The organism is Maricaulis sp. (assembly GCF_030149235.1).
Taxonomy (GTDB): domain Bacteria; phylum Pseudomonadota; class Alphaproteobacteria; order Caulobacterales; family Maricaulaceae; genus Maricaulis.
In genome coordinates this window covers 1-13,333 of the sequence record NZ_JASBRW010000024.1, presented here as the reverse complement: position 1 = coordinate 13,333, position 13,333 = coordinate 1, and the positions used below count along the sequence as shown (strand labels likewise).

Genomic DNA, 13,333 nt, shown 5'->3' with positions numbered 1-13,333 from the left:
AAACACCTTAGGACGCGTTGCCAGCGCTGACCAGTTGCATGGGTTCGCCAAGCAGGCCCAAAAGCGCCTGCTCATTGGGTTCGCGTGCCGCTATCAGGTCGGCGAAACCGGCATTTTCCAGCGGTTTGAGCGCTTTCTCGCTAATCCCGAGCGCCGTCACAGAGCCAAGCCAGTGATGCAGCCCGAATTTGCGCGCCAGATCGAGGAAGGTCTTGGCGCCGCGCCCAGAATGGATCAGCACCTGGACCGGTGCCCCGGAAATGATCGCCGCGATGGCTTCCTCGCTGAGCACATCCACCGGAACGGTGCCATAGCCGATCGCCTCGCGGGCGGTGTAGCCGTCCTTGCGCAGATCGCCGGCGAGATTGCCGGCCGTGTGGATGCCGCGGATGTGCAGGATGGAGCCGCCGGACGGGCGCAGCTTGCGCTTGATCAGCTTGCCGAGATCCTCGACGTCGCCGCGCGCCGAGTGGACTTTCTTGAAGCCGATATTGCGAGCGAGTTCGGCTGTCGCATTGCCGACGGTGAATACGGGGAGGTCGCGCTCGGGACGGCGCGGGCCCCAGGACCGCACACCATTGGCGCTGGTAAAGGCCAAGGCCTGCACGTCCGAGAGATCAGCATCGATCTTGGCGCGGAAATTGACGTCCATGACCGGACAGATGATCGGGTCGATACCCATCGCACGAAGTCCGGTGGCGGTCTGTTCCGCCCCGGGCCAGCCGCGCGTGATCAGCACGGTCACGTGAGTTTCAGGGCGCTCTGCAAAGCAGGGCCCGCCTCCTGTTTGACCGCTTCGCCGAGCGCATGGCCCGCCTCAACGGCTTTGCTCATGGTCATGTCACGCATGTCGAACGTCATCGTCTTACGCCACCGGATGTCTCCGGCAGGACTCAAGACTTCGCCGGTGAAATCCATGGATTCAATATGCACGTAGGCCGCGATCGGTGTGCGGCAAGATCCGTCTAGCCTTGCCAGGAAGGCTCTTTCGGCCGCAATGCTCAGCTCGGTCGGGCTGTGATTGAGAGGCTTGAGCAGGTCTTGTGCCGACCCGTCCTGCGTGCATGCTGTGATTCCAATCGCCCCTTGGGCGACTGCCGGAAGCATCTCACCCGGTTCCAGCGGTTGCGATTCGGCCTCGCTGCGGCCGAGACGCTTGAGCCCGGCGCGCGCCAGGAAGGTGGCATAGACTTCACCCTCGCGCAGCTTGCCGAGGCGTGTGTCGACATTGCCGCGCAGGGGCACGACTTTGAGATCCGGACGCGCGGCGAGTGCCTGGGCCTGACGCCGGAGGCTGGCAGTGCCGAGGACGGCGCCTTCAGGCAGGTCGGCGAGGCGGGTCTCGCCACCGCTGGCCAGCAGCATGTCGCGCGGATCTGCGCGCTCCAGAATGGCACCCAGCATCAGCCCCTCGGGCAATTGTGTCGGCACATCCTTCATCGAATGCACGGCAAAGGCGGCGCGGCCATCGAGCTGGGCTTCGTCGATTTCCTTGGTAAAGAGGCCCTTGCCGCCCGCCTCGATCAGGGTGCGGTCCTGGATCCTGTCGCCGGTCGAGACCAGGCCGAGGATCGGGAATGCCTCATCCTTGTCAGCCGGGTCGACGCCATGATGCCGCGCCAGCAAGTCCTGCACATGCCGGGCTTGGACCAGGGCGAGCGGGGATTTGCGGGTGGCGATGGCCATGGGGCTGGCCAAGGGGCTGGACGGCTGAGACACGTTGCGATGATCCGGAGAGAAGGTTATCGACAGAGGCATGGACTTAGCCCCCCCTTCCCCCAAGACGCAAGCAAGCTCGCTCACCGTGCTCGGCCTGGAGTCCAGCTGTGACGAGACGGCTGCGGCGATTCTGCGTCGTCATGCCACGGGCGAGGTGGAGGTTCTTGCCGATCTCGTGCTGGGCCAGACCGAGGCACACGCACCGTTTGGCGGGGTGGTGCCGGAGATTGCCGCGCGCGCTCATGCCGAGGCCATTGACGGGCTGGCGGCCGCGGCCCTGCAGGAAGCCGGTCTGACTCTGGCTGACATGGATGGCATAGCGGCGACGTCCGGGCCGGGTTTGATCGGTGGCGTGATGGCGGCCCTGATGACGGCGAAAGGGCTGGCGCTGGGCGCAGGCAAGCCCCTGATCGCCGTCAATCACCTAGAGGGCCATGCCCTGTCACCGCGCTTGTCGCAGAGCGCGGAGTTTCCCTATCTCCTACTGTTGGTGTCCGGCGGGCATACGCAATTGCTCATCGCCGAGGATGTGGGTGTCTATCACCGCCTGGGTTCAACGATAGATGACGCCGCCGGCGAAGCCTTCGACAAGACAGCCAAGGTCATGGGGCTAGGCTTCCCGGGCGGGCCCGCTCTCGAGCGTTGCGCGGCGCGCGGTGATGCCAGCCGTTTCGATCTGCCGGTCCCGATGAAGACCAAGCCCGGTTGCGACTTTTCCTTTGCCGGTCTGAAAACGGCAGCGCGGCAGATCTGGGACGGGCTTGAGCAGCCGGGCGAGCAGGAAAAGGCGGATCTGGCGGCATCAGTGCAGCAGGCTATTGCCCGTGCGCTTGCAGCACGATCGAAACGCGCGATGAGCCTGTTCAGGGAGCGGTATCCCGGTGTGATCGGGCCTGCGCCCTTCATCGTCGCCGGCGGCGTGGCGGCCAATGGCACCGTAAGGTCGATGTTGTCTGAAACAGCCGCTGCGGAAGGGTTCGAGCTGATCGCGCCTCCAATGAAGTGGTGCACGGACAATGCGGCGATGATCGCCCTGGCTGGCCTGGAGCATCTTGCACGGGGTCAGACAGATGGGTTGGATGCGCCGGCGCGGGCGCGCTGGCCTTTGGACGCCAGCTCGGCCAAGCTGGACCCTGCCATTGGATCGGGACGAAAAGGACCTAAAGCCTGATGCAGTATGAAACGATTGGTGTAATCGGCGCCGGTGCCTGGGGAACAGCCCTGGCGCAGACGGCGGCCAGCGCAGGGCGCGACGTGCTTCTCTGGTCCTATGAGCAGGATGTCGCCGACGCCATCAACAACACGCGTTACAACTCGATCTACCTACCCGAAGTGGAGCTGCATGGCGCCATCGAGGCGACCACGGCGATGGCCGATCTCGATGCCTGCGATGCCATTCTCGCCGTGGCGCCGGCGCAGCATCTGCGCCGCGTCCTCGAGAGTTTCCTGCCCTTTGCCCCCTCCGGCGTGCCGATTGTCCTGTGTGCCAAGGGAATTGAGCAATCCTCCCTGTCGATGATGACGGATGTGCTGGCGGAGACCATCCCGTCGGCTCTGCCGGCCGTGTTGTCGGGGCCTAGCTTTGCCATCGACACGGCCAAGGGCCTGCCGACTGCGGTAACGCTGGCCTGTGAAGACGAGGCGGTGGGTGCCGGTCTGATTGATGCGCTGGGGACGCCGCGTTTCCGGCCCTATTTCGTCAATGACCTGATCGGTGCGGAGGTCGGCGGTGCGGTGAAGAACGTGCTGGCGATCGCCTGCGGAATTTCTGAAGGACGCGGTCTTGGCAAGTCAGCCCACGCGGCCCTGATCGCGCGCGGTTTTGCCGAGATGACCCGCCTGGGTTTGGCCCTCGGTGCGGAACGCGAAACGCTGGCCGGTCTGTGCGGCCTGGGCGATCTGGTCCTGACCTGTTCGTCGCCGCAATCGCGCAACATGTCCTGCGGGATGGCGCTGGGGCGCGGCGTCCACCTCGATGATATTCTTGCTGAACGCCGGGCAGTGACCGAAGGCGTGGCAAGCGCCCCCGCCGTCGTCGCGCTGGCGCAGCGGCACGGGATCGATATGCCGATCTGTCAGGCCATCGACGCCATCCTGGCCGGTCGCTCCAGCGTCGAGGAGGCCATCGAGACCCTCCTGTCCCGTCCCTTCACCCTGGAGCATGTGTGATGCTGTTCGTGATCCATACCCGCGACAAGGCCGGAGCGCTGGATCTGCGCCTGGCCAATCGTCAGGCTCATCTCGACTGGCTGCATGAGGCCGGTGACCGGATCAAGGCGGCCGGCCCCTGGCTTGATGGCGGTGACAAGCCAGCTGGATCCCTGCTGATCGTGGAAATGGGCGACCGGGCCGAGCTCGATGCCTGGCTCAAGCAGGACCCTTACGCCAAGGCCGGCTTGTTCGACAGTGTCGAGGCCGCCCCGTTCAAATGGGTGATCAATGCACCGGAAGGCACCGGTGCATGACCGTTCTGTGCCGGCTGGACGATATCGAAGACGGCAAGGGCAAGGTCGTGCCGCCCGGGCCGGAAGGCCTGTTGATTGTACGGCGCGGGGACCACGCGTTTGCCTGGCGCAATAGCTGCCCGCACGCAAACCTGCCGCTGGGATTGCCGGACGGGCGGGTTCTGGTGCATGGCGGGACGCAGATCGTATGCCCGGTGCACGGCGCCAGCTTCGATGCCGTGACCGGCATTTGCACGGGTGGACCGGCCGCTGATGACAGCCTGACGCCGGTCGCCATTGACGTGGTGGATGGTGAGATACGGCTGAAAGACGGCTAGTTTGGCTCGCCTGGCTCGTCTGCCGGGGTTTCCTCTGCCGGGGTTTGCTCGACCTCAGCGTCGTCTTCCAGGCCCCAATTATCCGTAGCCGCCATTACCGACTTCATCGCATCGACCAATGCCCCGCCGGTCTCTTGCGAGCGCACAACGGTGCAGAAAATGCCATCGCGCGTCCGGTGGTAGATCACCGCGTCGGTGGTCGGGTCATGGGCATTGCCGGCGGCGCGGAAGAAGGCGGCACTCGCATCCTCGATCTGTCCGCGATAGGGCTCGTCCATACGGGTGACGCGGACGCGAAGGTCCTCGCGCATACCATTGAGCGCATGCGAGACACCCACGAAACCGCGCGGCCCGCGTTCGAGCAGGGTTTGTCCCTCATCCAGCAAGGCGGCCTGGCCAGTTTCAACGAGGCAGGCCTCCGAGGTGGCCAGATTGCCCGGGCCATAGGGACCGGCGGCGGTCTCTTCCGCCGGAGCGGTTTCCGTCACGGTTTCGGTTCCGGGCTCGCCAGTGTCCGGGCCGGAGCAGGCGGCGAGCAGAATGACGGCGGGAAGTGCGAACCAGGCTTTCATTTCGGGTACCCTCGAAAAATACAAACTCTGGCGCGCTATATCTCAAAACTCACCGGGCAATGAAATGAAACTTATGTGTCGGCGTTTATTCAGCGGCTTCAGCTTTGGCCGGAAGATCGAAAAACGGCCGGACCTCGGTGATCAGGGCGGCTTTCGCCACGTCGACAATCGTCTTTCCGGCTTCAACACTGGCCTGGGCCGGATCCGATCCGCACCGGCCATCAGGGAAGTTGCGGCGGAAGTCTGCGGCATCGGTGAAAGTGCCGTCCGGCGCGATGCGCGGGGACATGGCGGCCGATTTCACCGATTGTGGATAGCCGTGCAGGGTGACGGAGATCTCCGACGCCGTGGCATGCGAGCCTTCGCCGGCCGGGAAGAGTTTGCGGCAAGTGTCCATGACGCTGCCCAGCTCCCACCAATTTCGCTGTTTCAAGACAACGGGGCAGGGTTCGCCGCGCATGGACCAGCCGGCATAATACTCGGCAAATGCGGCGTTGAGCGTGGTGATATTGCCGCCATGACCGTTGAAGAAATAGATCTGCTTGAAACCATGACCGGCTAGGCTGGTGATCCAGTCATTGAGTGCGGCGATCATGGTTGAGGGACGCAAGGTGATGGAGCCCGGGAAGGCCAGATGGTGTTGCGCCATGCCGACATTGAAGGTCGGAGCGACCAGGAAGCCGGCCTCTGCGGCGGCCTCATGGGCGATGATTTCCGGACACAACGCGTCCGTTCCAACCAGCCCGGTGGGACCGTGCTGTTCGGTCGAGCCGATGGGGACTACAATCCCCTGGCAGCGTCCCAGATAGGTTTCGACTTCAGGCCAGGTGGATTGATGCAGCAGCATGGGCGTTTCCTTTGCCAAGACGGGAAAAGAAAAGCCTGCTTGCCGGTTTAAGGCAAGATGATGTGCAGATTAGCCATCGCTTGGATCGCGCCGGCATTCCCAGCGGTACAGATAGGCGGCGCCCAGCGCCATAAGCGCTGTGAGCATAAAGAAGAATTCCATGGTGCCTCCCCCGGCCCCCGACAGCTGATTTTCTCAGCCAGTGGCGCTTTTATGGGCGCCAAATCCTGATCAATCGTAAAACCCGCCGCTGCACGCCTGGGTCATTCGCCAAAGCTCACACCATCGTGATTGGCGGCGCGGTCAGGCTTGCTAAACTACGCTGAGTGCGGGCGGTTTGTGTTGTCCTGGGGAGATCGACATGATTAGAGCAATTGCAGGTCTTGGCCTGGCGGCGTGTCTCGCCGCCTGTTCACCGGCAGTCCAGACGGACGATGCGCCGGCGGCCCCGCCGCAAGCCGCTCCGGTCGCGCAGCCCGCTGCGGATACCGCATCGGACAACATGCCAGAGGCCATTGAAAGGGCGCTGGCCGACCAGTCCCGGCCGGCGGAGGACCGCGAGCTCGATATCAATCGTCACCCGGCAGAGGTCCTGTTGTTCGCGGGTGTCGAACGCGGTTGGACGGTCGCGGACCTGGCGGCGAGCAGCGGTTATTATTCCCGGGTCCTGTCCACGGCTGTCGGCGAGAATGGCCGCGTCTATGCCCACAATCCGGACTGGGTAGCAGAGCGTTTTCCCGAGCCCAATGAAGCGCTCGCGGCGCTATCGGCCCAACGCGCCAACATGACCCATATCGTCGCGCCGATCCCGGACTTCAGTGCCCAGATCGAGGACGAGCTCGATGCGGTCTTCATGGTATTGTTCTACCACGACACCGTTTGGGCCGGCACCGACCGCGCGGCCATGAACCAGGCCATTTTTGATGCCCTCAAGCCGGGCGGTGTGTTTCTGGTAATCGATCACCACGCAGTCGAGGGCACCGGGCTCGCCCATGTCCAGGATCTGCACCGGATCGAGGCGGCAATCGTGCTGGAGGAAGTCACCTCCGCGGGATTTGTCCTGGACCGTCAGAGCGACATGCTCGCTAATCCGGCTGACCCCCGCGATATCAGTGTGTTTGGCGAGGGTATCCGGCGCCAGACCGACCGCTTCGTCTATCTCTTCCGCAAGCCTGTGGCCTAAAGCCCAAGACCTGGCGCGCAGCAAAAAAGGGCGGCCCGGAAGGACCGCCCTTTTCGCAAGTAACGGGTTCTGATGATCAGGCGGCGTCGAGATCCGTCTGGAAACTGCCCAGCTCGGTCTGGAGGCGGCTGGCATTCTCATTCATCTCGACAGCGGCCTGGCTGAATTCCTTGGCCGTTTCACCGGAGCGGGAGACGGTCTCATTGACCTCTTCCATGGTCCGGGTGACTTCCGTCGTCGCAGCAGCGGCCTGTTCGGCCAGCTGGGCGATTTCGCGGGTGGCTTCGTTCTGCTGACCGAAAGCGTCGCGAACACTGTCGGAGGACTTGCGCAGCTCGGCAATGATCTCGGCGATACGGCCGAGCGAGCTCGCCGCGCCACCGGATGCACCACGCATGGCTTCGATGCGGCCGGCAATATCATTGGAGGCGTTGGTGGTCTGCTCCGCCAAGGCCTTCACTTCCGAGGCCACGACGGCAAAGCCCTTGCCGGCTTCACCCGCGCGCGCGGCCTCGATGGTGGCGTTAAGTGCGAGCAGGTTGGTCTGTTCTGCGACATCGGCAACCATCTGCATGATGTCCTCGATTTCCTTGGCCGCAGTCTGCAGGTCGTCAATCGAACGGCCAGCGCCTTCGGCTTCGGCAACGGCACGTTCGGAGACCTCGTCGGAGTTCTCGAGAATACGCGCCACCTCGGCGATGGAGGCGGACAGCTCCTGGGCGGCAGCCGCCACCGACTGGACGTCCGAATTAGTCTGCGAAGCGCGCTTGGACGCGGTGTCGGCGCCGGCGCTGGTGCTTTTCGAGTTAGCGTTCAGCTCGCTGGCCAGACCGTCTACCTTGGTCGCGGACTTGGAGACTGCAACCGCAACGCGGCGCAGGTTGAGTTCGAAGTCCGAGGCCATATTGGCGATTTCCTCGCGGCGGCGGACCGCCTCTTCCTCGGCTTTCCTGATTTCTTCAGTGGCAGCCTGGGCATTGGCCTCGGCCTGCTGGGCCTCATTGGTGGCCTGGGTCGCATCATCCAGCGCCTTGGCCGTCTGATAGGTCATCCAGATCAGCGCCGCCGCCTGGGCCAAGACCACCACGGCATGGAAAACCACGCGCATGAAATCGGCACCATCGGGGAAGACCGCGTAGGGCAGGAGAAAGTTCAGCGACAGGTGATGCACCGCCGTGACCGCAGCAGCCGCCACGATCGCGCGCCAGTCAATCATGACCGCCGCAACCGAAAGCGAGGCGAAAAAGACCATGTGCATGTCGAGCTGCCAGGCGGTGCCGCTCGCCATATAGGTGATGACCGCGGGGAAGGCGATGATGGCGCCACCCGTGGTCATGCGAGAAATCTCGGTATTGGGATTGGTCTTCCAGGCAAAGAAGGCCGCTGCGGCGGCGATGCCGAGCAGGACGGTCCCGGGAATGACTTTTTCCGATGCGACGAAGAACGCCACGACCGGATACAGGGCGGCGCAGCCGATAATGACAAAGGTCAAAACCTTCTGCGCGTCTGCGCGAATGCTATCCAGACGATTCATGTTGAAATTCCGTTACTTGTAGAGCTGGTCTCGAGAAGGGCCGGAGTTGAACCAATGAGCATGCAGCCCCCCAGGGCCTGGGGGTGAAGCAGGAACCAGGCACCCTGGTCCCGAAGCGCGTTGAGCGCTTCGCGATCATCGAATTCGACAATTCCGATATTGGAGAACGCACCAAAACGAACGACGGAGAGATCGGCATGCGATGCGGCGATCATGATATCGCGGTGGGTCCAACCCGGGGGGAAGACAGCCGCGGCCTGATCGCCGGTAACTGGTTCGGCCAGACCCAGAAGGGGCGCGCTCGTCACAGCGAGCCCGACAATGATCGCCGGAGCAATCTGTCCCAGAGTATGACCGGTCTTGCGCACACATTTCTCCCGTAGTGTCACGCTAGGGAATAGGCGCCTGATATGCTTAACGCGGTCTTTCTACGAATATTGTATTACTCGTATTGAGAATAGGGAAATTCGCCTTATGCGGAGATGTCACAACCTTTGAGGGAGGCTAGGTGCTTAGTTTGCTCTTGACATCGAGCACCTGTTCTGGATGCCGCTTGTCTATACAATCCTGCATGGTGATGAAGCAGGCCTGAGAAAACCAGTCATTTTCTGCAAAACAAGCCTGGCGCGCCGACTCTGACGGCCACAGGGCGTAGGAAACATAATCCCCGTTTTCGTCTACATGTAGGTTGGCGCCGAAAGATCCGCAGGTCTCATGGATCAAACGCGTTCCCTCGCTCCATGCGGCTTCGAATTCGGCTTCACGTCCGGGTTTCAGTGTCCAGCGGTATACAACGGCAGAAGTCATGATTTTGTCCCTTCTCATCAGCGCATTGTTGGCTCTTGGGGTGATATCTGGGCAATGAGATGAGCGACCACAAGACGAGAATGAAAATTATTCGCAAGAAATGGCCAGTCGTGACTGGCCGGGCATTCACCGGTAGTCGCGCCTGTCGACTGTAAAAACGATCTCAGGGTATGTCCCGGCAACGGGTTTAATGGCCGAGGCGCCGTGGCCGCCAAGTATGCGCTAGCCTTCGCCGGCCAAACGCTGCTTGCGCAGCTCGCTGGCGCGGACCTTCTTGCTTTCCGAGCGCAATTGTCCGCAGGCGGCGAAGATATCGCGGCCACGAGGCGTGCGGATCGGGGAGGCGTAGCCGGCGCGATTGACGACGTCGGCGAAGGCTTCGATCTGGTCCCAGTCGGAACACTCATAGGGGCTGTCCGGCCAGGGATTGAACGGGATCAGATTGATCTTGGCCGGCACACCCTTGAGCAGTCTCACCAACGCCCGCGCTTCCGCCAGGCTGTCATTGACGCCCTTGAGCATGACGTATTCGAAGGTGACGCGCTTGGAATTGCCCAGGCCGGGATACTGACGGATGGCATCCATCAGCTCGGCCAGCGGGTATTTCTTGTTCAGCGGCACCAGCTCATCGCGCAGATCATCATTGGTCGCGTGCAGCGAAATCGCCAGCATGGTGCCGGTGCGCTCGCCGAGCTCCTTGATTTTGGGCACGACGCCGGAGGTCGACACCGTGGTGCGCCGGCGGCCAATGGCCATGCCGTCGCCGTCGGAAATCGTGTCGATCGCGTCGGAGACATGGTCGAGATTGTACAGCGGCTCACCCATGCCCATGAAAACGATATTGGTGATCTTCCGGTTTTCGTTGGACGTCGGCCATTCCTGCAGATCATCGCGCGCAATCATCACCTGAGCGGCAATCTCGGCGGCAGTCAGGTTGCGAACCAGGGCCTGGGTGCCGGTATGGCAGAAGGTGCAGTTGAGCGTGCAGCCGACCTGGCTCGAGACACACAGGGCGCCGGACTTGGCGACGTCCGGAATGAAAACGGTCTCGCATTCCACACCCGGAGACAGTTCGATCAGGTATTTACGGGTGCCATCGACAGAGACCAGGCGCTCGACAATCTTCGGCCGGGTCAGGGTGAAGCGGTCCGCCATCTTGGCGCGCAAGTCCTTGGAGATGTTGGTCATCTCGTCGAAGGAGGTGGCGCCCTGGTGGTAGATCCAGCGCCAGAGCTGCTCGGCGCGCATCTTGGCCTTCTTTTCATCCACGCCGATCTCGACCGCCGCATCGCGCAATTGCGCCCGCGTCATGCCTGCCAGGGAGGTGGGCAGATGCGGCTGCGAGCCGTCGAGACGCGGCGCATTGGGATTGGCCGCAGAAATGTTGAGCGCGTGGTTCATGGAACGCGGGACCTATCGTGTTTCAAGGAGGCGCGGGCTGTATCACAGATCGTGTGGAAAACCGAATCTTCAAGGACGGTCTTAGTAAGCCCCATTAGTGCGAACGGCTCAGCTGCAAAGCGCATCCACACGCTGCAGTGCTGCAGTCACCCCGCTCAGGGAAAACTCGTAGGACGTGCCGGTGCCTTCCGTCGAGGTGGCCTCGACGCGCATGACCGAGCCCCGGCGCATGGAGCGGACAAGGCGCGGCTCGTCTTCCAGATCGTCCAGGAAGCCCTCGCGATTGTCGACAAACATGGAATAGCGATTGGACCCGACCTGGACGCGCGGCGGGCTGGAAGGGCGCAGATCATAGCCGACCAGAAGGTTGGGCTGTTCTTGCACGCTGCCCGACTGCCAGGTGGCGACGATAAAATAGACGCTGCCATGTTCGTGCGAGCGCGGTGCGCTGTCGGACGGGCGGACCAGCGCATAGCAGACCCGGCCGGCCTCGGTGTCGCGGGTAAAGACGCGCCAGTCGGTATACTCGCCCCGAAACTGCGGGTCTGACTGGGCGATAGCAGTGGCTGGCAGGCAGAAGAAACAGGTCAGAGCAGCGAGAAGCGCGGAAAAACGCATGGGGGCAACATCCTCGTCGAGCGTTGGGGCGAACCGGGTAAAGCCAAATGGTATGGCCGTTTGATGGCCATGGTTAACCAGATGCTACCGCCAGCAGGTTTCCGCGATGTTACCGGTGCGTGCCGAATTTCTTCCAGTCGTCCGGTTTTTCCGGCTTGGGGCCGCCAGGCATGAGCGGGCGGTCAGGGTGGTTTCCGAGCGACAGGGTGCGATCATAAAGTGTGACCGCACAGGCGACGGAGACATTGACGCAGAACTTGGTCGGGATTTTCACGATATGGGCGCAGCGGGCCTGCATCGCCTCGGTCAGCGAGCCGCGTTCACGGCCGAAGACATAGGCGGCGTTGAGTGGATGGCGGAAGGAGGGCAGGTCGACTGCGTCATCGGTCAGCTCGATACCGACGAGCTGGCATTGCGCCGGCAGCACCATGGCATCGAGATCGGGCCATTCGTAATAGGGCAGATGCGTTACGGACTTGGAGGTGTCGGCGTCGAACACGTCCCGTGTCTTGTGATGGGCATCGACGGAGAAGGCGAAACTGGCGCCGAAGGCATGGGCAGTGCGCAGGATGGCACCCAGATTCATGGCCTTGGAAATGCCTTCAGCCCCGACAGCGAAATAACCACGCATGAGATCTTCCTAGTTGACCGCTATAATGACCGGCTTGCCGGCCTGGACCACGGCGCGCTTCATGCCCGGAGAGTTGAACGGGTGAGCGACATTGCCGGCGCGATCAACGGCGATAATACCGCCTTCGCCCCCCAGCCCGCCAACCGCTTTGAGTGCCGCGTCGGTCGCATCGCCCAGACTTAAACCGCCATAGGCGACACGGGCGGCCAGGTCGTGTGCCGTCGCCGTGCGCAGGAAGAACTCGCCCTGCCCGGTACAGGACACCGCGACCCGGTCATCGGCCCAGGTCCCGGCGCCGATGATCGGACAGTCGCCGACTCGGCCTTCCATCTTGTTCAGCGTGCCCCCGGTCGAAGTGCCGGCTACCAGCTCGCCATGGATGTCCAGGGCAACGCATCCCACCGTGCCCGTGGGGATTTCGCGGTCATCCGGTGCTGCGGCCGGGGTGTAATAGTCATTGACGCTTTCGATACGCTGGAAGTCCTTCAGCGATGCAAACTCGCACGCTCCGTGCCCGGCCAGCATGACATGCGGCGTGTCATCCATGACTGCGCGGGCAACACCGATCGGGCTGACGAAGCCGGTGAGGGCAGCGATCGACCCGGCCTTGCGGGTCGGGCCATGCATGATCGCGGCATCAAGCTCGTAGCGGCCGGCCCGGTTCGGCGAGGCGCCCTTGCCGGCGACATAGAGGCCGGAGGCTTCCAGGTCGGCGATGACGTCGCAGACAATGTCCATGGCGTGATCGCCGGCGGCCAGCCGGCCCTCCGCCCGCTCGGCGAGATGGCGCATATGCTCGCGCTCGGCGCTGTAATCATGATCGGCAAGAACACCGGCTCCTCCGTGCAGGATCAGGGCATAGGTCTGGCTCATGAGAGTGTCTCCGCGCTGGGGCTTCCAGTCTCCTCTAGCACCGCCGTGCGGGTGCGCGAAGGCGCTTTTCCACCCGCCTGCGCCGAGCTGTCGCATTTCCCCACAATGGTAGTGTGGGTATTGTGTCTACGGCTATGGTATCTGTGCTGTCACAGTGGGCAGTGCGTGCCGTAACCAAGATTCTTGTCCCCCGACGACGCACACTTCCCCCGAGGATGCGTCGAGCGCGCCGCCTGTCCTGATCAGGCGGCGCGTTTTCTTTTCTCCCGTCTCAGGCTATGTCGCTGGGCATACGGTTATCAATCCAGGGGAGAACCAATGAAACTCGACAATTCCATCTCCGCGGTCGTTACGGGCGGTGCATCC

At 62.8% G+C, this 13,333-nt stretch carries 16 protein-coding genes; 5 read left to right on the top strand and 11 right to left on the bottom strand.

Annotation, left to right across the window (positions count from 1 at the left end):
* Positions 1 to 7: 7 nt before the first annotated feature.
* Together Q1V51_RS03675 and hemC are read right to left on the bottom strand one after the other, a co-directional pair.
* Positions 8 to 745 carry a uroporphyrinogen-III synthase gene (locus tag Q1V51_RS03675; protein WP_300553008.1) on the bottom strand — a complete coding sequence of 246 codons (738 nt, stop codon included), beginning with the start codon at positions 743 to 745 and terminating at the stop codon, positions 8 to 10.
* Entirely contained in the window at positions 742 to 1,758 is a 1,017-nt protein-coding gene (gene hemC, locus Q1V51_RS03670) for a hydroxymethylbilane synthase (protein ID WP_300553006.1), read from the bottom strand. The genes Q1V51_RS03675 and hemC overlap by 4 nt, the downstream gene beginning before the upstream one ends.
* Here hemC and tsaD point away from each other — a divergent pair.
* Genes tsaD through Q1V51_RS03650 form a run of 4 tightly spaced genes read left to right on the top strand, consistent with a single transcriptional unit; the run spans position 1,757 to position 4,501 of the window.
* Positions 1,757 to 2,890 carry a tRNA (adenosine(37)-N6)-threonylcarbamoyltransferase complex transferase subunit TsaD gene (gene tsaD / locus Q1V51_RS03665; RefSeq protein ID WP_300553003.1) on the top strand — a complete coding sequence of 378 codons (1,134 nt, stop codon included), beginning with the start codon at positions 1,757 to 1,759 and terminating at the stop codon, positions 2,888 to 2,890. The genes hemC and tsaD overlap by 2 nt on opposite strands.
* Positions 2,890 to 3,888 (top strand): NAD(P)H-dependent glycerol-3-phosphate dehydrogenase, encoded by a 999-nt coding sequence (locus Q1V51_RS03660; RefSeq protein WP_300553001.1) that lies wholly within the window; start codon positions 2,890 to 2,892, stop codon positions 3,886 to 3,888. Before tsaD ends, Q1V51_RS03660 begins: the two co-directional genes overlap by 1 nt.
* Complete coding sequence (locus Q1V51_RS03655; RefSeq protein ID WP_300552998.1) at positions 3,888 to 4,184, top strand: YciI family protein; 297 nt, start codon at positions 3,888 to 3,890, stop codon at positions 4,182 to 4,184. Before Q1V51_RS03660 ends, Q1V51_RS03655 begins: the two co-directional genes overlap by 1 nt.
* Entirely contained in the window at positions 4,181 to 4,501 is a 321-nt protein-coding gene (locus Q1V51_RS03650) for a Rieske (2Fe-2S) protein (protein WP_300552996.1), read from the top strand. The genes Q1V51_RS03655 and Q1V51_RS03650 overlap by 4 nt, the downstream gene beginning before the upstream one ends.
* Here Q1V51_RS03650 and Q1V51_RS03645 read toward each other — a convergent pair.
* Together Q1V51_RS03645 and Q1V51_RS03640 are read right to left on the bottom strand one after the other, a co-directional pair.
* Positions 4,498 to 5,073 (bottom strand): hypothetical protein, encoded by a 576-nt coding sequence (locus Q1V51_RS03645; protein ID WP_300552993.1) that lies wholly within the window; start codon positions 5,071 to 5,073, stop codon positions 4,498 to 4,500. The two genes, Q1V51_RS03650 and Q1V51_RS03645, sit on opposite strands and share 4 nt — an antisense overlap.
* A gap of 85 nt (positions 5,074 to 5,158) precedes the next feature.
* Entirely contained in the window at positions 5,159 to 5,920 is a 762-nt protein-coding gene (locus tag Q1V51_RS03640; protein ID WP_300552990.1) for a creatininase family protein, read from the bottom strand.
* Between the two features lie 361 nt (positions 5,921 to 6,281).
* Between Q1V51_RS03640 and Q1V51_RS03635 the strand changes: the two genes are divergently transcribed.
* The gene (locus Q1V51_RS03635) at positions 6,282 to 7,103 is read left to right on the top strand and encodes a hypothetical protein (RefSeq protein WP_300552988.1); all 822 of its coding nucleotides are present in this window, start codon (positions 6,282 to 6,284) and stop codon (positions 7,101 to 7,103) included.
* A gap of 76 nt (positions 7,104 to 7,179) precedes the next feature.
* Here Q1V51_RS03635 and Q1V51_RS03630 read toward each other — a convergent pair whose 3' ends face one another.
* The 7 genes from Q1V51_RS03630 to Q1V51_RS03600 all read right to left on the bottom strand — a co-directional run bounded on the left by Q1V51_RS03630 (position 7,180) and on the right by Q1V51_RS03600 (position 12,967).
* Positions 7,180 to 8,637: a methyl-accepting chemotaxis protein gene (locus tag Q1V51_RS03630; RefSeq protein WP_300552986.1), complete on the bottom strand. Its 1,458-nt coding sequence runs from the start codon at positions 8,635 to 8,637 to the stop codon at positions 7,180 to 7,182.
* Positions 8,634 to 9,005 (bottom strand): hypothetical protein, encoded by a 372-nt coding sequence (locus Q1V51_RS03625; RefSeq protein WP_300552983.1) that lies wholly within the window; start codon positions 9,003 to 9,005, stop codon positions 8,634 to 8,636. Before Q1V51_RS03625 ends, Q1V51_RS03630 begins: the two co-directional genes overlap by 4 nt.
* A 136-nt stretch (positions 9,006 to 9,141) precedes the next feature.
* A complete protein-coding gene (locus tag Q1V51_RS03620; RefSeq protein ID WP_300552981.1) occupies positions 9,142 to 9,444 on the bottom strand; it encodes an antibiotic biosynthesis monooxygenase in 303 nt (100 codons plus the stop codon).
* Positions 9,445 to 9,666: 222 nt separating this feature from the next.
* The gene (rlmN, locus tag Q1V51_RS03615; protein ID WP_300552978.1) at positions 9,667 to 10,845 is read right to left on the bottom strand and encodes a 23S rRNA (adenine(2503)-C(2))-methyltransferase RlmN; all 1,179 of its coding nucleotides are present in this window, start codon (positions 10,843 to 10,845) and stop codon (positions 9,667 to 9,669) included.
* Between the two features lie 108 nt (positions 10,846 to 10,953).
* Complete coding sequence (locus tag Q1V51_RS03610; RefSeq protein WP_300552975.1) at positions 10,954 to 11,463, bottom strand: invasion associated locus B family protein; 510 nt, start codon at positions 11,461 to 11,463, stop codon at positions 10,954 to 10,956.
* Between the two features lie 109 nt (positions 11,464 to 11,572).
* Entirely contained in the window at positions 11,573 to 12,094 is a 522-nt protein-coding gene (locus Q1V51_RS03605; RefSeq protein ID WP_300552973.1) for an RNA methyltransferase, read from the bottom strand.
* A 9-nt stretch (positions 12,095 to 12,103) separates the two neighbouring features.
* Positions 12,104 to 12,967: an isoaspartyl peptidase/L-asparaginase gene (locus Q1V51_RS03600; protein ID WP_300552970.1), complete on the bottom strand. Its 864-nt coding sequence runs from the start codon at positions 12,965 to 12,967 to the stop codon at positions 12,104 to 12,106.
* Positions 12,968 to 13,333: the final 366 nt, after the last annotated feature.

What these genes read in the sequence shown, in the direction of transcription:
- Q1V51_RS03605 (WP_300552973.1), bottom strand. Translation starts at nt 12,094, where the DNA reads ATGCGTGGTTATTTCGCTGTCGGGGCTGAAGGCATTTCCAAGGCCATG.
- Q1V51_RS03635 (WP_300552988.1), top strand. Translation starts at nt 6,282, where the DNA reads ATGATTAGAGCAATTGCAGGTCTTGGCCTGGCGGCGTGTCTCGCCGCC.
- Q1V51_RS03630 (WP_300552986.1), bottom strand. Translation starts at nt 8,637, where the DNA reads ATGAATCGTCTGGATAGCATTCGCGCAGACGCGCAGAAGGTTTTGACC.
- hemC (WP_300553006.1), bottom strand. Translation starts at nt 1,758, where the DNA reads ATGCCTCTGTCGATAACCTTCTCTCCGGATCATCGCAACGTGTCTCAG.
- Q1V51_RS03650 (WP_300552996.1), top strand. Translation starts at nt 4,181, where the DNA reads ATGACCGTTCTGTGCCGGCTGGACGATATCGAAGACGGCAAGGGCAAG.
- rlmN (WP_300552978.1), bottom strand. Translation starts at nt 10,845, where the DNA reads ATGAACCACGCGCTCAACATTTCTGCGGCCAATCCCAATGCGCCGCGT.
- Q1V51_RS03620 (WP_300552981.1), bottom strand. Translation starts at nt 9,444, where the DNA reads ATGACTTCTGCCGTTGTATACCGCTGGACACTGAAACCCGGACGTGAA.
- tsaD (WP_300553003.1), top strand. Translation starts at nt 1,757, where the DNA reads ATGGACTTAGCCCCCCCTTCCCCCAAGACGCAAGCAAGCTCGCTCACC.
- Q1V51_RS03645 (WP_300552993.1), bottom strand. Translation starts at nt 5,073, where the DNA reads ATGAAAGCCTGGTTCGCACTTCCCGCCGTCATTCTGCTCGCCGCCTGC.
- Q1V51_RS03610 (WP_300552975.1), bottom strand. Translation starts at nt 11,463, where the DNA reads ATGCGTTTTTCCGCGCTTCTCGCTGCTCTGACCTGTTTCTTCTGCCTG.
- Q1V51_RS03655 (WP_300552998.1), top strand. Translation starts at nt 3,888, where the DNA reads ATGCTGTTCGTGATCCATACCCGCGACAAGGCCGGAGCGCTGGATCTG.
- Q1V51_RS03660 (WP_300553001.1), top strand. Translation starts at nt 2,890, where the DNA reads ATGCAGTATGAAACGATTGGTGTAATCGGCGCCGGTGCCTGGGGAACA.
- Q1V51_RS03640 (WP_300552990.1), bottom strand. Translation starts at nt 5,920, where the DNA reads ATGCTGCTGCATCAATCCACCTGGCCTGAAGTCGAAACCTATCTGGGA.
- Q1V51_RS03600 (WP_300552970.1), bottom strand. Translation starts at nt 12,967, where the DNA reads ATGAGCCAGACCTATGCCCTGATCCTGCACGGAGGAGCCGGTGTTCTT.